Here is an 18,423-nt window from a genome sequence, read left to right on the forward strand (position 1 = left end):
CCAATATATTATGACGCTAAATATAATAGGACATGTCTATGAATTTTCTTTGAGGAGTGGTTTAACTTTTAAATGAATTCTTCTGCTTAGATACAAGAATTCTGTTACTTTGCTTCATATTAGATGTTTATGTTTAACTTGCATAAAGTACGTAATTTAGATTTTTTAACGGAAGATTCGAGAAAAAACCTACTAAGAATCAATTTCCCATCTCTTTCTTTTTAAACTTATTTTCTAAAAATATCAGTTGAATATTACTTAATACATAGAGATAATGTCAAAATACTAACTTTAGCCTTTTAGATGCCCATAGCATGAGGCACTAATTTCTGTTCACAAGGTTGCACTGTTGCATCTTCCATTTTACTATTTGGCTTATCGAGTTTTGTTATTCTTACGCTTGCTTTATCTAATCTTATGCCAAAACTATTTTCCATAAAAATTTTGATCCATTCTATAAATTTAGAAAACAAATTTTCATTTTTCTCTAAATCAAATCCTTCTGATACTTGAAGGGTAATATCTGATAACTTTCCACCTGTATAACTTACATTATTATTTCTATCGCTTTGCAATATGAACATAACCGAGCTAGATAAAGATGCTAGTACTTCTTTTGCTAGATTATTATAATCTGACTTTGACATATCCATTTTTTCATCAATTTTAAATTTTATTTCATTGGAACTGTTACAATTAATATATATCACTTGTGCACTGCTATAAGTTGCATTTAGCTGCACTAGGTGCAAACACATTGTGATATAAAGTACCTTGATATCCAGCTTGATTTAAATTTATGATTAATTCAGATATAAGATGTTCATCTGGAATTTTTGCTCCAACATATTGAAAGATTTTTGTGAAAACTTCTGCAAGAATTGAGTGATAGTATTGCTTATTGCAATAATATAGCAGATTAGAAAAACCCTCTTTTTCTTCCGGTTTACTAGCTAATACCTTAATTGTTTCATGATCTAATTTATTGTTAATCAAGCTCTTAAGAACTTTATTATCAGGATTATTTTCTACTTCACTAAGTAAATTCTTTACTAACCTTGGATCTATTTTTGTTCCATTAACAATCAGAACTTCACTCATTCTAGTCAAGTCTATATATGTTTAGATGTCACATCTTTTGTTTTACTCTCTTGAGCTCTGAGTTTGTCGCAATTAAGCTTGTTTACTTCAGTTTTAATTATAGACGCTATATCAACATCTTCTCTAATACTTTCTGTCATAATCCCTTTTAAGCAAGATAATTATGTCACTATTACTATAAATACAAAATAATTAAAAATTTGATACTTCTATAGATAGGTCTTCTAGTAAAATAACAATAGCTTATTAAATCTAAGTTTTACCTACAGAACTTCCACAGAATAACTTTTTCACACTACAAACCTTTTCCATAAAGGAAGATGGTATCTTTCTCTTCCTGCCAACACTGCTTAGTTGTTCTGCGGTTTCTACTGATTGTGTGTGCACATTACCATCTACTTCAAAACTTCCATCTTTTATAGCATCTATAACATTCTTTCCTCCTAAAAAGAAGCTTTTATTAAAGATACTTTTGTCTGTCAGTTTATCAATTTTGTTTTGATTTTTCTTATCAAGTTTTACCTTAACCTTGTTACTATCTGTTTCGTCAGGATATAAGTGAATTTTAATGATCCCTACTTTAGTAGGAAAAGAAATTGTTACACCTTCTCCAATTACATTCGTGTAATTCCTTTTCCTTTCTATTTCTTTAACTTTTACTATATTATCACCAATCTTTAATTTGGAGGTTTTACTTCAAAAAAAGTGAATATTGTTTTAAATGATAATCATAGTGCTAGCAAGTTAGAACAATTTAAGGAACTATATCAAGAGTTTAGTAGTATTTGTGATAATACTTATGAGTTAAGTAATTTAGGTTTAGAGGTTGATTTAACTAAGTATATTACTAGGTTAAATTTAACAAAGTTTAAAGTTGAACCAATTAAGCTTGATTTACCGAGTTTAGGGGTTAAACCAGATTTTTTTAATTTAAATTTAATTAAACCTGCTTATGAATGTACATCAGAAGAACGTGAGAAAAAAGAAGAAAGTAAAAGTCCAAAGTACATGTTTAATAAGTTTATGGGCCTATCAGAAGAACAAAGAAGAAGTTTCTATTGTCTTAATCCTCAGTATGATATTAACAGACCTGCTAATTCACCTATTTTTAATTGGAACAGTAATACAACGCCTAATGTAATACCCCGTCCCTATTATGAAGACAACGAATTACATAGGCTTGCTTCAAAAACGCCAATGAGCGATAATGATATAGAAGAGAAGATTGTAATGTGCGAACTTCTTTTTATAGCCATAACATAAAGAAATTGCTAGATATACAAAAAATAAAATCAAAATTAGGTGCGAATCTTGAATCTTATATGAGCTTACCTAAGCTAGATGGACCAGTCAGTACTTTAAAAGAAATAAGTACACAGAAAATCTTAAATTCTATTGCAAAAGGATAAGAATACTTAACTTTGTCAACTAGTTGAAGAGGAGAATCTCAGTAATGAAGACATTGATCAGTTTTAAAAAGGGAGTATTCAACAAACTGTGTCAAAAACTCAACTGAATTTTTAATCTATTAGGAAAGAAAATATTAAGTTGAGAGATGGTTAAAGCCCAATTTTGCTCTATCTTTTTTATAGCACAGTATAATTGCTTGTACAAGGCATTTGTACTGGTAAATTGGTTTTTTCCTGATTTGCCTGTGCAGTCCCTCTATGGGATTGGTAGTGTAAACTATCCGCCTAACAGGATCTGAGTACTTAAAATAGCCAGTTTCCCAATTATTTTGCCACTACATTCCCATTTTTCTTCCAGCTCAAATTTTTAGCGATTTCTCTATTTGAAGCTTTTCTTCAAATCATTCATCAATTACAACCAGCTAGAGCTGGTGGTAACGCTTATAAAGCAGATTAAAAATTCAGAGATGTTAAATGTTTATTATGAACTTTCAATATATTTCTGTACATCTGTAGAATTTACATTACCAACAGTAACAGCAAATTGCCCAAAGGTGCTGGCCCCAATATCTTTTTCTTAAGTGTTCAAATTCTTGGTTTGATATATTGTATTAACTTGGATAGTGGGCGGCATAGAATATGTAAGTTACAATATCTAGTAATTTGTAACACATGTTTCTCTGATAATCTCTCTACTGCTATTTCACCTGTAAATATCTGTATTTAGTACAAAATACTACATGATACTTTAAATCAAACGTACTGTGTGTTTATAAATAAACTAAAGTAGACCTAATACTGAAATACTAAGGCTGAAGGCGAGCACCTAACTACATAAAATACTATGTTTGTTAATTTATAAATTGATTAAATCCTTCATGAAAATTACTTTTTACATAATGAAATTTATAAATGCTAAGAATAAATATTGAAGCCAAAAATTGGGTTGAATTTGCAGATTTATAATCTGTTACAATATTTCTCAGCTCCTTCAACAGACTTCTTTCGAATTCTGCGGACAATTGTGTCGGTGCTTGAATCCTCATAATACACTCCGATTCTCCGCTCATAAGCTAGTTTCGAAAGAAGTCTGTTGCTTCTCTCACTTTTTAAAAGAAATATTATTCTATTATCATTTTTATTGTCGACACTACCTAATCTTAGCTATTTATACTTTTTTAACAGTCCGTCCTGTTTAATATATATAATTAGCTAAAATTATTCTATATTTTTGCTAGAATCTTTATATTCTGGTTTGCGTTTAGCAATAAATATGTCATACAATCTTTTATCTATAGTCTTTTCAATATCATGCATTAGTATGTTTTTTATTGCATTAACTTTATCTTGATAGTTATTTTGAGCTCCTTTTTCAGGTTGATTCTCTTTTAAAGTATCTTCTCTTTTCTTTCTGATGACCGCTATTATCCTAATTATTAATCTTCTTAAAAAATACTTCCACTTTATGCTAGCAAGTGTCTTATAAATAAAGTAAGGAAGTATTAAAGATACTATTAGCCTTATTACTAAACCATAACTTAGATTATTCCAGTTATAGTAACAAAACTTCATATACTTATATAAGTAGCAAAGTATATGTTTAACTGAACCTAACGATATATCGGAGTCACCACTGAGAAATAATAGTATAGCTCCACAAGCATAAGCATAAATACCAAATAAAAACACTCTTACAATTAGATTTTTTATATTGGCTAATGCATAACTTAAAATTCTAAATCGATAAAAAAATAGCATCAAATTCCCTACTTTAATGGCTGGGGTGGGAGGATTCGAACCTCCGCATGACGGTATCAAAAACCGTTGCCTTACCACTTGGCTACACCCCAATTATAGGAAAAAAGAGTTAATATACCAATAATGTAAATGTCAATTTATGCACTCACAAACCCATGTATAGAAATCATTATCAACTTTATCTGTAGGTATTGCAATGATACCAGGAATTTCATAAGGATGAATACTTTTAATTTTTGCAATTACATCATGAGCTAAAGTACTTAAACTCTTCACTATTACTATAACTTCATCTTTACTATAAACCTCTCCTTGCCATAGATACATTGATGTAACATTGCGAAAAATATTTGCACATGCAACTAATTTTTCTTTAAGTAACTCTTCAACAATCTTCTTTGCACCTTCATAACTACCGATAGTTATATAAATTAATGTTAAACTATCCATTGAATTATGATAAAATATAGCTTAATTTTATTAACTTTAATTACTCTCATCAAGTAAAATCGCATCACATCTGTAAGATTTATATAATTAGTAATACACCTTTTTTAAATTGAGTAATATTTAAGTGCTATATCTATAGTGCTTTTATATGCATCTTCTATAATCCGCTGAAGATAGACTTTTTAATTTAAAACACCATCTTCTACACAGCTATAAGTAAAAACTTTGCTACAATAAGGGCAAGTTATGCTGTCTTCATTCCCCATATCTAAATAAATAAGAGGATGGCCTAAACCTTCATCTATTCCTATTTCGTTAGTACCGTCACAACAGATTTTTTTATGTTTTACCTTTAGTTGATACATATTATTCTAAGTATAAATGCACTTTTGCTACTATAGCATATTAAGATATAACTTATAGAAGTTTTCTATAAGTTTACGAAGTCTTGTTTGATATGGTCCAAATAAGCATTAAGGTTATTTATCTAGTCCTCTCTTGGTTATTTTTTGCTCTGACATCTTTGTTTGTCATTTATTGTTTACTTTTTTAAAGTCTAATCCAGTGTTTTTTACGTTTCTATAACTTATATTGTTCTCTCTTATTTATATTATTTAAAAAATTAATTATCTTATCTTTGTTTATATTTCATACACTTAAATGCATGGTTCTATACTACATTTTCATTTTTTACCCATTTTGCAAGATGTCTATTGACAACCTTTTTAAATACAATTTAAGATTAAGTTTCATACCGTGTATAGCCAAGGCAATGATAAGTGATTATTTTACAATAATGGTTTTTCTAGGGGTAGTTGTACTCGTATCTGTACTTTTAGCTACCTTACCTATGTTTTTTGCAGCATACAAACCTGATAGTGAAAAATTATCTTCTTATGAATGCGGATTCAATCAATTATCAAGTGCAAGAAAGACATTTGATGTAAGGTTTTATCTAGTTACGATATTGTTTATAATATTTGACTTAGAAATTGCTTTTTTATTCCCATGGGCCGTATCTCTTGCTAAAATAGGGAGCGTAGGTTTTTGGTCTATGGTAATATTTTTATTAATACTTACTGTCGGTTTTATATATGAATGGAATAAGGGCGCCTTGGAATGGGAGTAACACTACACCTGACGGTATTTGGGACGATTATAATAATAAAGGATTTATAGTTACCAAATTTGGTAATTTAGTTGATTATATTACAAATTGGGCAAGATCTGGTTCATTATGGCCTATGACCTTTGGCCTTGCATGTTGTGCAGTTGAAATGATGCATACTGCGAGCAGTCGATATGACTTTGATAGATATGGGATAATGTTTCGTGCAAGCCCAAGGCAAGCTGATGTTATGATTGTTGCTGGTACACTCACTAATAAGATGGCTCCAGCATTGCGTAAAGTATATGATCAAATGCCTGAGCCACGTTATGTTGTATCTATGGGTAGCTGTGCTAACGGTGGTGGTTACTATCATTATTCTTATTCGGTAGTACGAGGTTGTGACCGTATTGTTCCTGTTGATATATATGTTCCTGGATGCCCGCCAACTGCTGAAGCTCTTCTCTACGGCATGCTATGTCTGCAACGCAAAATTAACCGTAGTAAAATAATAATCAAACGGTGATTTACTTTGTATCTTCCACACTTTGATAACTTAGTACTTGTACAGCTCTATTTGCTAAAATAGTTGAAAGCTCTGTTTTCGGTTCATTCAAACTATTGTCACGTGTATTTTCTATTCTGTTTTTCTCATCTTTTGCAGTTTTGAATCTGTAAGTAAAGTTAAATAATCCTATTAAGGCAAAAGCTAATGTGAAAAATGATATTCCACCAAAATTGATTTTATTATCCCTAGAAGGAAATTTGTCAGATACAACTATTCCAGCTATTCCACCAATTATAAAAAAAAGTGATGCACCCATTCCTAATTATGCTTTTGTTATTTCATTAATCATTTTTACCCCCTTAGATGTAGCCTTTAATAATAGCAGCAAAAATGGAATAATGTAAGATGCAACTAATCTTTACTAAGAGTTTAGTATAATATATAATTATTTAAGTTGATTAGGGGGACATATGAAAGGGGCAAGTAGTAACACTAAAATTCAGCAACCTTCACTATTTAAAAGAATTGCTAATTTTTTTCGTAGAGTCTGGAATAAAATAAAAAACTGGTTATCTCTTCCCCCAACATATGTAAAAACTGTAAGAATGCAAAGTGGGAAATCTAGTATAAGTTTAGGCAATTTTGGAAAGTTAGAAATTACATCTAATGTTACTTTACAAGATATTGAGGAATTTTGTGAAGTCAATGAACCAGTAACTGCGTTCACTGAAAGTACTAGGTATGGTATACTAGAAAGTGTAATTGATCATTTACACAGTCCAAATAGCACTACTGATCAAAATGAAGTTTATCGCAATATAATGCGCTTTATCTATAAAAAGGGGTTTGATTTTAATAAGAAACATTCTCCTGGTATGTATGGAAATACTGAGTTGTTATGGGATATTTCTTATGGTAAGGCTATCACTCCAGAAGCTTCATTAATATTACTACGTGAATTTGATGCTAATCCATTTATCTGTGACAAAGATAATAAGAATGCTTTACATTTTTTGTTACTTAAAGGCCATGACGTGCAAAGGCGCATAGTTGATGAAGTATTAAATCACAAGGATATTAAAAAGCATATTGATGATAAGACCATATATGGTGATATTGCTCTTCACATTGCCTGCGCAAGAAGAGATGAAAAATTTATAGCTCAATTACTAGAAAAAGGAGCAAGTTTAGAAATTAAGAATAAAAATGGGCAAACACCCATTGATATACTTCATTTAAGTGAACAAGAAAGGTTAGAGTTTTTATCATCAAAAGCATATCTTAATCTTAGTCACATAGCGAATCGTGATCTTGAATATCTCGCTACTATCGATAAAGAAATTTTTAATTCAGATCCACAAGCAATAGAAGCAAAAATACAGAAAATGAAGAAGGTAACGATACAAGAAGAAGTAAAAGGTAATGTTATGCAAAGTCCAACATTGTCCAATCCAGTAGGGAAAAGCCGTTCTATATAGCAATTTCTTTAAAGATACTCTTCCTTGTCAAAAAAAGAAAATAACGTACTCTTTAAGTAATAGTACTTAAAAAATAGCTATGAAATATAAAGAAGTTGATGGCAATCCAGATTTTGTCGCTATAGAAGAAGAAATTTTAGATTTTTGGGATAAAAATAAAACCTTTAGGCAATCAATTGAAAACCGACCTAAAAGCAACTGTTTTGTTTTTTATGACGGTCCCCCGTTTGCTAATGGTCTGCCCCACTATGGTCATCTGCTTACAGGCTTTATAAAAGATGCGTTTGCTAGATATCAAACAATGCAAGGAAAGAGAGTAGAAAGAAGGTTTGGTTGGGATTGCCACGGACTACCAGCAGAGATGGGAGCTGAAAAAGAGCTTGGTATATCTGGCAGAGTAGCAATAGAGAAGTTTGGCGTTGAAAAATTTAACAATCATTGTCGATCTTCTGTGATGAAATATGCTGCAGAGTGGGAGAGATACGTAAATAGACAAGCTCGTTGGGTTGATTTTCATAATGACTATAAGACTATGGACAAGTCATTTATGGAATCAGTAATTTGGGCTTTTAAGCAACTTTACGATAAAGGTTTGATATATGAGTCAATCAGAGTTGTTCCTTATAGCTGGGCATGTGAAACTCCACTATCTAATTTCGAAACAAGAATAGACAATGCCTATAGACAAAAAGTTAGCAAATCAGTAACAGTTGCCTTCGAATTATCAGAAAAACCTGAGTCTGTTGCTAGCAATATCAGCAAATGTAAATTACTTGCTTGGACTACAACTCCGTGGACTTTGCCGAGCAATTTAGCTTTAGCAATAGGCAAAGATATAGAGTATTTAAGCGCAATCGTGGACAATGAATTATATATTTTTGCCAAAAGTTATATGCAGAAATTTACAGATCATTGTCAGCAGAGCAATATTACTTATTCAATATGTAATATAAAATTTAGAGCAGAAGATTTAGCTCATCTTTCCTATAAACCACTGTTTGACTACTTTAAAGATATAAAAAATGCATTCCGTGTTTTAACTGCAGATTATGTAACAGAAGAAGATGGCACAGGCATTGTACACACAGCACCAGGGTTTGGTGAAGATGACTTTTTTCTTTGTCAGCAACATAATATAGAAGCTATCTGCCCTATAGATAGTGGTGGTAAATTTACTGCAGCTGTTTCAGATCTAGCTGGCATGCATGTATTTGATACAAATGACATAATAATTAAAAAATTGAAAGAAAAAGATTTGTGGTTTAAGACAGAACAATATGTGCATAATTATCCGCATTGCTGGCGTACAGATACTCCTTTAATATATCGTGCCATGCCTTCATGGTACGTTGCTGTGACTCAATTCAAAGATAGAATGGTAGAATTAAATCAAAGTGTCAATTGGGTACCACAACATGTGAGAGATGGGCAATTTGGCAAGTGGTTGGAAGGCGCTCATGATTGGTCTATCTCACGTAATCGTTTTTGGGGAACACCAATACCAGTATGGAAATCAGATGATCCTAAATATCCGCGAATAGATGTTTATGGCTCAATTGCGGAACTAGAAAAAGATTTTAGCACCAAAATAGAAGATCTGCATCTGCCATTTATTGATAGTCTTGTGCGTCCAAATCCTGACGACCCAACTGGTAAATCAACAATGCGTCGTGTTCCTGACATCTTTGATTGTTGGTTTGAATCAGGCTCTATGCCTTTTGCACAAGATCCATTTGAAAATAAGCAGTCTGCAGATTTCATCACCGAGTATGTAGCACAAACCAGGGGATGGTTTTACACTTTATTTGTTTTATCCACTGCACTGTTTGACCGTTCACCATTTAAGAATTGCATATGTCATGGAGTTGTTCTTGATATCCAAGGACAAAAATTATCTAAGCGCCTTAATAATTACGCTGATCCTATGCAAGTATTTAATAAATACGGCTCAGATCCCTTACGCTTTCTTATGCTCTCCAGCCCAATCGTCTGCGGTGGAAATTTACTTCTAGATAAAGAAGGAAATATGATGAAAGATGTCCTTAAAGGAGTGATAAAGCCTATATGGAACAGCTATCATTTTTTTGTTATGTATGCAAACGTTGACGGGGTAAAAGCTAAAATATGTGAGGAGTTTAAAGCTACTGTTGATCATTACATAATTGCTAAATGCTTTGAAGCTGTTGCAATTATAAAAAATTCAATGGACTCATATGATGCACAAAATGCATGTAAGGCAATTACAGATTTTTTTGAAGTGCTGAATAATTGGTACATACGTAGGAGCCGCAGTCGCTTTTGGAAAAATGAGATAGATCAAGATAAAATTGATGCTTATAATGCTTTATATACTGTGCTTTACTATATACTGCGTGCTGCATCACCGCTTTTGCCACTTATTGCAGAGGCTATATGGCAAGGGCTCAAGTTTGAAGAGCAATCTATTCATTTAACTAATTTTCCTGAAAGTAAAAATTTTGATAAGAAACTCATAACAGAGATGGACTTAGTGCAAGATATATGCAACTCTGCTCTTTCGATACGTAACACTCATAAAATACGCATTCGTCAGCCTTTGAGTAAAATAACAATATATCACAAAAACTTAAGTAATTTGTCTGATGAATATCAAGAGATAATTAAAAGCGAAGTTAATGTTAAAACCCTTGAAATGGTAAATAATGTAGAAGAAATAGCGTCAGTAAAATTAAAACTAAACTTTCCTTTATTAGGAAAGAGAATGCCAGATAAAATAAAGGATCTAATGCAATATGTAAAGCAAGGAAAGTGGGATCAACTTAGAAAAGGGCAGTTACTTATACGTAATGATGGAGATAATTACCATATATTAGAAAAAGAAGAATATGAGCTACTTTTGCAGACAGATAACATTTTTTCTTGTGTATTTGATGATAACAAGGGAGTAACAATACTAGATACAAATTTAAGTGAAGAATTAATCATAGAAGGATTTGCTAGAGATTTAGTAAGGTTGATTCAAGAAACAAGAAAACAAGCAAATCTGCATATATCTGACCGTATTGAAGTTATTGTAAAGACAAATAATGATAATTTCAAAAATGCAATAAAAGAGTGGGGAGAATATATAAAAGACCAAACTTTATCGACACATTTATCAGTGAATGCAGAGTTAGATAAAAGTAAAAACTATATCACTCATTCAGTAGAAAATCAGGATTTAGTTTTGCAAATATGTCTTAATTAATCCGCATATGACTTTAAATGATGTAGTAGTGACTGTTGCAGTCAATAGATTTCTTTCAAAATTCATGTGGGAGCTCAAAATTGTGAATAGCAGCGATTAAATTAAATCTTAAACCAAAACGTTTTCGTCGATTATTTTATAGTGCACATGAACTGATATAATTTTAAATAATAAGCTACTGCATGCAGTAGCTTATTATTATGAAGACCTTCAAAACATAGCTAAAATGTTTATCTGGCAGTAATTTTATGTCCTTATAGTTAAGCACCTAATTTCAGTATCTTAATTTATAATTTTCTTAAAAAATCCTTATAAAATTGCAATGCTAAGTCATAATGATCTATTGACAGATGGACATATATTAATTAAAGTTAAGCTCTAGAAGTTATTATAGATTTATCAATGTTTGCCGTTATAGAAACTGGTGGAAAGCAATACACTGTTAAAGAAGGTGATATAATTAGAGTAGAAAAATTAAAAACTGACCAAGATGCCGAGATATCAATTGATAATGTTCTTTTTGTGAATGGTCAATCTAGTCCAGTATTTAACTCAATTAATGCTGTAGTTAAGGCCCAAGTTCTCGAGCAGTGTAGAGGAGAAAAAGTTATAATTTTTAAAAAAAGAAGACGTAAGAATTACAGAAGAAAAAAAGGTCACAGGCAATATCTTACTGTCCTGCGTATTACAAGCATTGATATAAAAGAATAATCAAAATGTATGGAGAAATGATATATGGCAACGAAAAAATCAGGCGGTAGTTCGTGTAACGGTAGAGATTCGGCAGGAAGAAGGCTAGGCATTAAAAAAAATGGTAAAGTAATCCCGGGGAATATAATAGTAAGGCAAAGGGGTACAAAATATCATCCTGGTAATAACGTTGGCATGGGCAAGGATCATACAATCTTTTCTAAGGTAGCTGGTTATGTTCAGTTTAGAAGAGGAAGAAACAAAAGAGTTTTTATTGATATAGTAGCTGCTTGAGGCAGATATAAAGGGCCTGTAGCTCAGGTGGTTAGAGTGCACGCCTGATAAGCGTGAGGTCGGAGGTTCAACTCTTCCCAGGCCCACCAATAATTAATCATGTTGGAGAACGTTCAACAAACCATGTCAAGCCGAATATAAATAATATAAAAAAGGAGGAATGAACGAAAAAACATCGAATAAAAACAGTGGATTAATAAAGAGTTAATATATTATCGTCCATCCGAGAAACTAACTGGAAAAGGAGGAACTGCTAATCAAAAAGTTACTAGAGGCTAGTTTAGAAAGAAAATAAATGAGAATGAAATCGTAGAAAAGTTCAAAATACAGATACAGACTCATTTGAAGATAGAGACTTGAGCCACAAAAAAAGACAAACTAATTTACACCATGAACTTGAAATGTTTGCAAAGTTATAAATATCGAAACGACCATAAGCAGCAGCAATATTACCGATAAATTATTACCAATGAGTGCCAATAATTTGTATGATTTTTCAAAGTAAGCAAATTCGGCATAGATCAAAAAAAGAGGTTTTTATTTGGCTGGTTATGAATGATCTCAAATTATGTATTTTCCTACAGCCATAAACAACCAACGCAGAAATATATGAGATAAGTAAAATATGTATCCGGCAAAATGAATGATTTGAAGAAAAGCTTCAAATAGAGAAATCGCTGAAAATTTGAGCTGGAAGAAAAATGGGAATGTAGTGGCAAAATAATTGGGAAACTGGCTATTTAAAGTATTCAAATCCGATTAGGCGGCTACTACCAATCCTATTGAGGGGTTACACCGACAAATCAGGAAAAAACCAATTTACCAGTACAAATGCCTTCTGTGCTATAAAAAAATAGAGCAAAATTGGACTGTACCAAATTGGGCTTTTTGATATTTTCTTTCCTAATAGATTAAAAATTCAGTTGAGTTTTTGACACAGTTTGTTGAATACTCTCTGATAAAACGCCAATACAAACTTTTCTTGATATATTGCTTTTCAGAAAAATATTAGTAGCATTAAACAGGATTCTGATTTTAGTTTTGACTACGTCGATTCTTCTGTCAGTTAATTCATCATTGTCAGATTAAGTCTTGTCTTCTACAGTTTAGCCATATTCTTATAATGAAGCAAGCCCTCATTCTAATAATATGGCTATACAGACTGCCATTGATAGCAAGCTTTTTAGAAAAATCTTAAACTTGATATTAGTTTTTAATTTTTTTATCAGTTTAAGTTTTATCTTTTACATTTTAGACTATAAAATCAAATGTACTTATAAATGCTTCCCTTTTTTTGTATTTTTCAACACAGATTTAACTGATTTTACGTCTAGCTCATTCTTTTTATCATATGGAATTTTACCTAAGTCCTTTTTATTATTAAATTTTTTATCTCTTACATCTAAGGAAGGCTTGTCATTTACAGAGCTAACATCTTTAAGTTTAGTATCATCTGAAAAATAACTCTGACTCAACCATTCATAAAACCACTTACAACCAGCCCCAATTACAATAGCTATTATTATTAAAAGTATTATCCATTTTATCATTATTTGTAGTATAAATTATCTAGATTATAGTATGTCAGTATCGTTTATGCTTGTTCCAGTTAAATCTTCTGCTGCAGAAACCTGATTGAATGTAGATTCATTTTGCTCAAAAGCTGTTTTTATCATATGCTCATTATCGTCATGTGAAGTGTCATTGTGCTTAGCCAGCTTAAAAACTTTATTACATGATTTTATAAGATTTACAACAGGCTCTCTTATTTTGTTGGTGTAAAACTCATCAACGGCTTTAAAACCTTTCTTCAGATCATCTAATATTTGTGACACAACTCCTCCTTTTCTCAGATTTAGTTTGTATTATTATATCACGCAAATCATCCTTATCATCATTATAGTTAATATTGATTTCTATATCAGGTATAGTTAACTTTTTTATTAATTCTGGCCACTCAACAATAGCAATACCTGAACTCAACACCTCTTCTATACCAATATCATATAGCTCATTCAGACCTTTTATTCTATATAAATCTAAATGCCAGATAGTAAAATCATAAGCATCATAACGACTTATGATATTAAAAGTAGGGCTAGACACTACCTCATCAGGCAACAAAGTGTTTATAAAAAACTTAGCAAAAGCAGTTTTTCCAACTCCCAAATCTCCATACAGAGCAATAACATATGGAGGCTTTACAACTTTAGCAATTTTTTTTGCTAATAATTCAACATAACCAACATCAACAGCTTCATGTTTCTCAATATGCATCATTATATATAATGAATACTGATCATTACATTAATAATCCCCCATTTATATGAAGGGTTTGACCAGTAATGTAACTAGCTTCATCACTTGCTAGAAATAAAACTCCCGATGCTACTTCTTTTGGAATACCCATTCTTTTTAGAGGAATATTGCTCATTATATTGTTTTGTTGTTCTTGTGAAAGAGAAGAAGTCATTGATGTTTCTATAAAACCTGGTGCAATACAGTTCACTGTTATATTGCGGCCTGCAAATTCCTTTGCAATACACTTACTCATAGCAACCATTCCTGCTTTAGATGCAGCATAATTTGCCTGCCCTGGGTTACCTGTAAAACCAACTATGGAAGAAATATTGATTATTCTTCCCCAGCCATTTTTGAGCATTTTACTACATGCCTTCTTGTTTAATTTAAAAGTTGAGGTAAGATTTATGCTAATAACCTTATCCCATGCTTCATCTGTCATTCTAAGTAGTAAGCTATCTTGTGTTACTCCGGCGTTACATACAATGCCATCAAAACCTGCCATTAGATCATTAGCTTTATCAACTAAACTGTCTACTTCCTCATTCTTCGTTAGGTCGCATTGCAGTGAGTACATATTATTTTTGCCTTCTACCATTTTTTCTAGAATTTCTTTTCTTGTTCCAGAAATGCATAAAGTAGCTCTAGCCTCATGTAGTACATCCGTAATAGCTTGTCCTATTCCTCCCGATGCACCTGTAACTAAGAATTTCTTACCTTCTAGATTAAACATAGTTAAAATGGTATTTCATCATCAATAATTCCTTCAAATTCGTCTTCTTTACTGTGATTTTTATATTCGCCACTGGCCTTATAATCTTTACGTTCACTGTTTGTATATTCAGCGCTTGTGGCATTTTTAGAATCTAAAAGAGTTAAAGCACTGCTAAAATTTTGCAGCACTACATCTGTGGTATACTTATCATTATTATTTTGATCCACCCATTTTCTAGTTCTTAGGGAACCTTCAATATAGACTTTACTGCCTTTGCGTACGAAATCTTTTACAATTTTTACCAGTCCTTCGCTAAACACAACAATATTGTGCCATTCTGTTTTCTCAGAACGCATACCAGACGCCTTGTCGAACCAACTTTCAGAAGTAGCAAGTGAAAACGTTGCCATTTCCTTGCCATTTTGCATTGCTCTTATATCTGGATCTTTACCAAGATTACCAACTAAAATCACTTTATTAACACTACCACTCGACATCTTTAAAACATTAATTTAATTAATATATTACTCTAAAATAGTTCTTTTGTTTTTACAAGTTATATTACACTGCTGATTCACGATCTTTAGCATTACAATTTTGTCCTGCACCATTGCTAACTTCAGTACTACCTAATTCTGAATTTACACTAGTTTTACCTTTTTCTACAGTAGAAGCACTGTTACTTACTCCATCATTACTATTTTGATCTTGATCTGGTAGAAGATTGTCACTTGAACTTGATATGCCTTTTTGATATACTACAATTTCATCTTCGTTACTATCTACCCGGTTAGCATTATCTCCATCTAGTGGCTCTAATTGAAGTGCATGTATAGTTTGTTCTTGTCCATTAAAGCAGCTTCTAAAATAACGTCTTAAACGTTGCCAAAGTCCCACATCATCCGTATATTCACTTGGCAGTCGCATATTACTGCGGCAACAATTTCTATATATAAGATAAGACATTCCCCCTATTACTGCTATAGAACCAAAAACGATTGTACTAACCTGTGCAGTACTTAACAACTTTTCTTCATAATTTGATGATACATCTGTTTGATTGGAATCAGATGAACTACCTGTTATCATTGGATTACCTGTAGTAAGCATATTTGTAGCATTTTGTGTAACTGATCCTAAAATTGTTACCATTGCACTTCCTATTGTTGAAGCTAAAGTAGTGAATCCTAAGGCTGCTGTGCTTTGCATTTCTGTAGTTGTGCTTTGAGGGAAATTAGTGCTTATAACAGTTGTACTGCCTTGCTTAGAGCTTGTTGTATAGTTGTTTGTTGATTTTACAGTGCTTTTTGCAGTAGCCTTTGTAGGTTTAGTAGTTGGTTTTGTTGTACTAGCTGTTGTTTCGTTGACTTGATTGGTAGTCGGCTTGACAGTAATTTTTTCCGTTGAAGTAGTAAATTTAGATGATTGTACAGTAGGAATAATAGTTACTGTTGTGCTTTGATCTGCAGTTGTATGTTGTACAGTACTAGTTTTTACTGTTGTTTTAGCAGTAGTTGTAGCTCCCTCTGTTGTAGTTGGCTGTGTAGTAGATGCAGTAGTTACATCCGTAGTTGCAGCATTTGTTGTATCCTTTTCTACAGTAGTCGTACTTCCTCTTGTAGTTATTTCTTCAGTAGCTAAAGGAGTAGTTGTTGATACCGTACTAGAGCTTATTTTAGGTGCATCTGAACTTGAAGAAATTGTATGCGAAATTACCTTTGCAGTCTGACTAGTAGTTGGATTAGTGCTGATAGTAGTTTCTTCTGCTGGGGTAGTAATTTTAGGTGGTTGTGTAGTAGATATAGTAGTGACTGTTGTACTTTGACCTGCAGTGGTATGTTGTGCGGTACTAGTTTCTGCTGTTGTTTTAGCAGTAGTTGTAGCCCTCTCTGTTGAAGTAGTGGTTTGAGGAAAAGTTGTCGTAGTTGGTTGTGTAGTAGATGCAGTAGTTGTGACAGTAGTATGTTTGGTAGTTTTTGGTTTTGTAGTAATGCGTTGAGCTGTGACCTCTGTAGTTGCAGCACTTGTTGTATCACCTTCTATAGTAGTTGTACTTTCTTTTGTAGTTATTTCTTCGGTAGTAGCTGTAGATAAAGGAGTAGTTACAGGTACTGTACTAGAGCTTATTTGAGATGCATCTGAACTTAAAAAAGTTGTATATGGAAAAGATGTTGTAAGCTTTAACGGGTTATTATAAACAATATCTACAAAATCACCCAAAGTTCTTATCCCATCAGTTGGAAAGTCTCGTGTAGTAACCACATTTAAATTTTCTGAATTAATTGTACTTTGAGTAATGTTTTTCTCATCCGCTGCTGATACTATAATATCATTCTCACCAACAACACTCAGCTGTAGTAATTTTATTTTCACTTTATAATTATGAACTATTTGTTTCTTTCCCTTTTTATCTGTTAACTTTGCAATGCATAACTGCTGCTGATCCTCAAGAAAAGCAACTACTGCTCCATTCTCAGTATTTACTGCACTTAAATTGCTTATACCTTTACTGGTTAAAAATGGAGTTGATATTTTTTTATCAAATTGACCGCAGCGCTCTTTACCTACTGCAAATAAACATTCTTCATCTTCATTATTTACGTATTTTCCCTCTCTGATATTATCAATCATTGACTTAGTGATATCTAAGGAAAATAAAGAAGTTGAATCTGAATAAATTATCTTTCCTACATTATCGTTTTGATTTGATGGCAAAAGTTGAAAACTGCTTCCCATATTTTCATCTACTTTGAACAATAGTCTATTGGTAACTTTATTTGATCCTTCATTAACGCTAAATTCTAAATCTTGTCCCTTTTCCAAAAGCCATGCAGTAACGTATTGTCCTTCAGAATTTGAATCTACTGCAGCAACTATGATATCACCATTTGGCAACTCCATGGCTTTCGACTTGCTATAACTATGGTACTTATTACTAGAGTGAGAAAGTTTTGCATTGTTTGATAAAGACATTTTTGTGCCGTGAGGTATAGCATTAATAGAATTTGATTTTAAATCAACTTGGTATCGAGTATACGATGTTACAGAGAGTTTTTTTTGTTCTTCAGGAAAGGCAAAAAAAACGAAATCTTTTTCTCCATCATTAATTGGCAGGATAACTGGCTTATCATCTTTTATTAGTTTGTTTGGTATTTTTGCATCTATGCTGAAAGAGTGCTCTTGACTATTAAAAGGAGTAGTAATTGTGCATTCAACGCTGCTGTACCCATCACCCATATCTTTATAGTATGCAGTATATATAACATTATTTTTCTCTACTGTATTTATACTACTGTTAATTTGAAATTGATTTTCAGATTGCTTTTTAAAATATTTTAATATACCCATATTCAATTCTTAATAAAAATGTTATATTTTATAAATT

Annotated in this window: 21 protein-coding genes, 2 tRNA genes and 2 pseudogenes; 10 read left to right on the plus strand and 15 right to left on the minus strand. The window is 32.1% G+C overall.

From position 1 onward, the window contains the following. Nucleotides 1–299 precede the first annotated feature (299 nt). From AACL09_RS01210 to AACL09_RS01220, 3 genes are read right to left on the minus strand one after another with little or no spacing between them, the layout of a single operon-like run. Nucleotides 300–758: a hypothetical protein gene (locus tag AACL09_RS01210; protein ID WP_339048249.1), complete on the minus strand. Its 459-nt coding sequence runs from the start codon at nt 756–758 to the stop codon at nt 300–302. After that, nucleotides 721–1,101, minus strand: coding sequence for a hypothetical protein (locus AACL09_RS01215; protein ID WP_339048251.1), 381 nt, complete (start codon nt 1,099–1,101; stop codon nt 721–723). Before AACL09_RS01215 ends, AACL09_RS01210 begins: the two co-directional genes overlap by 38 nt. Nucleotides 1,102–1,112: 11 nt before the next feature. Next, a complete protein-coding gene (locus AACL09_RS01220) occupies nt 1,113–1,241 on the minus strand; it encodes a hypothetical protein (RefSeq protein ID WP_339048253.1) in 129 nt (42 codons plus the stop codon). A gap of 565 nt (nt 1,242–1,806) precedes the next feature. Here AACL09_RS01220 and AACL09_RS01225 point away from each other — a divergent pair. After that, nucleotides 1,807–2,364 (plus strand): hypothetical protein, encoded by a 558-nt coding sequence (locus AACL09_RS01225; protein WP_339048255.1) that lies wholly within the window; start codon nt 1,807–1,809, stop codon nt 2,362–2,364. A gap of 5 nt (nt 2,365–2,369) precedes the next feature. Further along, on the plus strand, nt 2,370–2,510 hold the full coding sequence (locus AACL09_RS01230; RefSeq protein WP_339048257.1) for a hypothetical protein: 141 nt from the start codon (nt 2,370–2,372) through the stop codon (nt 2,508–2,510). A gap of 91 nt (nt 2,511–2,601) precedes the next feature. On the opposite strand, the pseudogene AACL09_RS01235 reads toward AACL09_RS01230, so the two are convergent. From AACL09_RS01235 to AACL09_RS01255, 5 genes and pseudogenes are all read right to left on the minus strand, one after another. Then, nucleotides 2,602–2,845, minus strand: a pseudogene (locus tag AACL09_RS01235) (transposase); the annotation flags it as partial. 883 nt (nt 2,846–3,728) lie between these two features. Then, nucleotides 3,729–4,268, minus strand: a complete 540-nt coding sequence (locus tag AACL09_RS01240) for a hypothetical protein (RefSeq protein WP_339048259.1) — start codon at nt 4,266–4,268, stop codon at nt 3,729–3,731. 17 nt (nt 4,269–4,285) lie between these two features. Further along, nucleotides 4,286–4,360, minus strand: a tRNA-Gln gene (locus AACL09_RS01245). A gap of 40 nt (nt 4,361–4,400) precedes the next feature. Further along, complete coding sequence (gene cutA, locus AACL09_RS01250) at nt 4,401–4,718, minus strand: divalent-cation tolerance protein CutA (protein WP_339048260.1); 318 nt, start codon at nt 4,716–4,718, stop codon at nt 4,401–4,403. Between the two features lie 182 nt (nt 4,719–4,900). Then, nucleotides 4,901–5,083, minus strand: coding sequence for a zinc-finger domain-containing protein (locus AACL09_RS01255; RefSeq protein WP_339048263.1), 183 nt, complete (start codon nt 5,081–5,083; stop codon nt 4,901–4,903). Nucleotides 5,084–5,490: 407 nt separating this feature from the next. Here AACL09_RS01255 and ndhC point away from each other — a divergent pair, with 407 nt between their 5' ends. Both ndhC and AACL09_RS01265 read left to right on the plus strand, forming a co-directional pair. Then, nucleotides 5,491–5,847 carry an NADH-quinone oxidoreductase subunit A gene (gene ndhC, locus AACL09_RS01260; protein WP_339048265.1) on the plus strand — a complete coding sequence of 119 codons (357 nt, stop codon included), beginning with the start codon at nt 5,491–5,493 and terminating at the stop codon, nt 5,845–5,847. Further along, nucleotides 5,813–6,352 (plus strand): NADH-quinone oxidoreductase subunit B family protein, encoded by a 540-nt coding sequence (locus AACL09_RS01265; protein WP_339048266.1) that lies wholly within the window; start codon nt 5,813–5,815, stop codon nt 6,350–6,352. The genes ndhC and AACL09_RS01265 overlap by 35 nt, the downstream gene beginning before the upstream one ends. A 1-nt stretch (nt 6,353) precedes the next feature. Here the strand turns inward: AACL09_RS01265 and AACL09_RS01270 are convergent, their stop codons facing one another. Next, nucleotides 6,354–6,650, minus strand: a complete 297-nt coding sequence (locus AACL09_RS01270) for a hypothetical protein (protein WP_339048268.1) — start codon at nt 6,648–6,650, stop codon at nt 6,354–6,356. A gap of 154 nt (nt 6,651–6,804) precedes the next feature. Here AACL09_RS01270 and AACL09_RS01275 point away from each other — a divergent pair, with 154 nt between their 5' ends. From AACL09_RS01275 to AACL09_RS06335, 6 genes and pseudogenes are all read left to right on the plus strand, one after another. Then, a complete protein-coding gene (locus AACL09_RS01275; RefSeq protein ID WP_339048270.1) occupies nt 6,805–7,812 on the plus strand; it encodes an ankyrin repeat domain-containing protein in 1,008 nt (335 codons plus the stop codon). Nucleotides 7,813–7,891: 79 nt separating this feature from the next. Further along, entirely contained in the window at nt 7,892–11,038 is a 3,147-nt protein-coding gene (ileS, locus tag AACL09_RS01280) for an isoleucine--tRNA ligase (protein ID WP_339048271.1), read from the plus strand. 402 nt (nt 11,039–11,440) lie between these two features. Then, a complete protein-coding gene (gene rplU / locus AACL09_RS01285; RefSeq protein WP_339048272.1) occupies nt 11,441–11,749 on the plus strand; it encodes a 50S ribosomal protein L21 in 309 nt (102 codons plus the stop codon). 24 nt (nt 11,750–11,773) lie between these two features. Next, complete coding sequence (rpmA, locus tag AACL09_RS01290) at nt 11,774–12,022, plus strand: 50S ribosomal protein L27 (RefSeq protein WP_339048274.1); 249 nt, start codon at nt 11,774–11,776, stop codon at nt 12,020–12,022. Between the two features lie 12 nt (nt 12,023–12,034). Beyond that, a tRNA-Ile gene (locus tag AACL09_RS01295) sits at nt 12,035–12,111 on the plus strand. Between the two features lie 624 nt (nt 12,112–12,735). Continuing rightward, nucleotides 12,736–12,957 (plus strand): annotated as a pseudogene (locus AACL09_RS06335) (IS256 family transposase); the annotation flags it as partial. 339 nt (nt 12,958–13,296) lie between these two features. On the opposite strand, the gene AACL09_RS01305 reads toward AACL09_RS06335, so the two are convergent. The 6 genes from AACL09_RS01305 to AACL09_RS01330 form a co-directional block, all read right to left on the minus strand. Next, nucleotides 13,297–13,572: a hypothetical protein gene (locus AACL09_RS01305; protein WP_339048276.1), complete on the minus strand. Its 276-nt coding sequence runs from the start codon at nt 13,570–13,572 to the stop codon at nt 13,297–13,299. Nucleotides 13,573–13,596: 24 nt separating this feature from the next. Beyond that, nucleotides 13,597–13,857: a hypothetical protein gene (locus AACL09_RS01310; RefSeq protein ID WP_339048278.1), complete on the minus strand. Its 261-nt coding sequence runs from the start codon at nt 13,855–13,857 to the stop codon at nt 13,597–13,599. Further along, a complete protein-coding gene (gene tsaE, locus AACL09_RS01315) occupies nt 13,838–14,302 on the minus strand; it encodes a tRNA (adenosine(37)-N6)-threonylcarbamoyltransferase complex ATPase subunit type 1 TsaE (protein WP_339048280.1) in 465 nt (154 codons plus the stop codon). Before tsaE ends, AACL09_RS01310 begins: the two co-directional genes overlap by 20 nt. 22 nt (nt 14,303–14,324) lie before the next feature. Further along, nucleotides 14,325–15,056, minus strand: coding sequence for a 3-oxoacyl-[acyl-carrier-protein] reductase (gene fabG, locus AACL09_RS01320; RefSeq protein ID WP_339048282.1), 732 nt, complete (start codon nt 15,054–15,056; stop codon nt 14,325–14,327). Nucleotides 15,057–15,058: 2 nt separating this feature from the next. Beyond that, nucleotides 15,059–15,535, minus strand: a complete 477-nt coding sequence (gene ssb, locus AACL09_RS01325; protein ID WP_339048284.1) for a single-stranded DNA-binding protein — start codon at nt 15,533–15,535, stop codon at nt 15,059–15,061. Between the two features lie 64 nt (nt 15,536–15,599). Further along, nucleotides 15,600–18,386 (minus strand): hypothetical protein, encoded by a 2,787-nt coding sequence (locus AACL09_RS01330; protein ID WP_339048286.1) that lies wholly within the window; start codon nt 18,384–18,386, stop codon nt 15,600–15,602. Nucleotides 18,387–18,423: the final 37 nt, after the last annotated feature.

It is taken from the genome of Candidatus Mesenet endosymbiont of Phosphuga atrata, from assembly GCF_964020175.1.
Taxonomy (GTDB): Bacteria; Pseudomonadota; Alphaproteobacteria; order Rickettsiales; family Anaplasmataceae; genus Mesenet.

What these genes read in the sequence shown, in the direction of transcription:
- AACL09_RS01210 (WP_339048249.1), bottom strand. Translation starts at nt 758, where the DNA reads ATGTGTTTGCACCTAGTGCAGCTAAATGCAACTTATAGCAGTGCACAA.
- AACL09_RS01215 (WP_339048251.1), bottom strand. Translation starts at nt 1,101, where the DNA reads ATGAGTGAAGTTCTGATTGTTAATGGAACAAAAATAGATCCAAGGTTA.
- AACL09_RS01220 (WP_339048253.1), bottom strand. Translation starts at nt 1,241, where the DNA reads ATGACAGAAAGTATTAGAGAAGATGTTGATATAGCGTCTATAATTAAA.
- AACL09_RS01240 (WP_339048259.1), bottom strand. Translation starts at nt 4,268, where the DNA reads ATGCTATTTTTTTATCGATTTAGAATTTTAAGTTATGCATTAGCCAAT.
- cutA (WP_339048260.1), bottom strand. Translation starts at nt 4,718, where the DNA reads ATGGATAGTTTAACATTAATTTATATAACTATCGGTAGTTATGAAGGT.
- AACL09_RS01255 (WP_339048263.1), bottom strand. Translation starts at nt 5,083, where the DNA reads ATGTATCAACTAAAGGTAAAACATAAAAAAATCTGTTGTGACGGTACT.
- ndhC (WP_339048265.1), top strand. Translation starts at nt 5,491, where the DNA reads ATGATAAGTGATTATTTTACAATAATGGTTTTTCTAGGGGTAGTTGTA.
- AACL09_RS01265 (WP_339048266.1), top strand. Translation starts at nt 5,813, where the DNA reads ATGAATGGAATAAGGGCGCCTTGGAATGGGAGTAACACTACACCTGAC.
- AACL09_RS01270 (WP_339048268.1), bottom strand. Translation starts at nt 6,650, where the DNA reads ATGGGTGCATCACTTTTTTTTATAATTGGTGGAATAGCTGGAATAGTT.
- AACL09_RS01275 (WP_339048270.1), top strand. Translation starts at nt 6,805, where the DNA reads ATGAAAGGGGCAAGTAGTAACACTAAAATTCAGCAACCTTCACTATTT.
- ileS (WP_339048271.1), top strand. Translation starts at nt 7,892, where the DNA reads ATGAAATATAAAGAAGTTGATGGCAATCCAGATTTTGTCGCTATAGAA.
- rplU (WP_339048272.1), top strand. Translation starts at nt 11,441, where the DNA reads ATGTTTGCCGTTATAGAAACTGGTGGAAAGCAATACACTGTTAAAGAA.
- rpmA (WP_339048274.1), top strand. Translation starts at nt 11,774, where the DNA reads ATGGCAACGAAAAAATCAGGCGGTAGTTCGTGTAACGGTAGAGATTCG.
- AACL09_RS01305 (WP_339048276.1), bottom strand. Translation starts at nt 13,572, where the DNA reads ATGATAAAATGGATAATACTTTTAATAATAATAGCTATTGTAATTGGG.
- tsaE (WP_339048280.1), bottom strand. Translation starts at nt 14,302, where the DNA reads ATGATGCATATTGAGAAACATGAAGCTGTTGATGTTGGTTATGTTGAA.
- fabG (WP_339048282.1), bottom strand. Translation starts at nt 15,056, where the DNA reads ATGTTTAATCTAGAAGGTAAGAAATTCTTAGTTACAGGTGCATCGGGA.
- ssb (WP_339048284.1), bottom strand. Translation starts at nt 15,535, where the DNA reads ATGTCGAGTGGTAGTGTTAATAAAGTGATTTTAGTTGGTAATCTTGGT.
- AACL09_RS01330 (WP_339048286.1), bottom strand. Translation starts at nt 18,386, where the DNA reads ATGGGTATATTAAAATATTTTAAAAAGCAATCTGAAAATCAATTTCAA.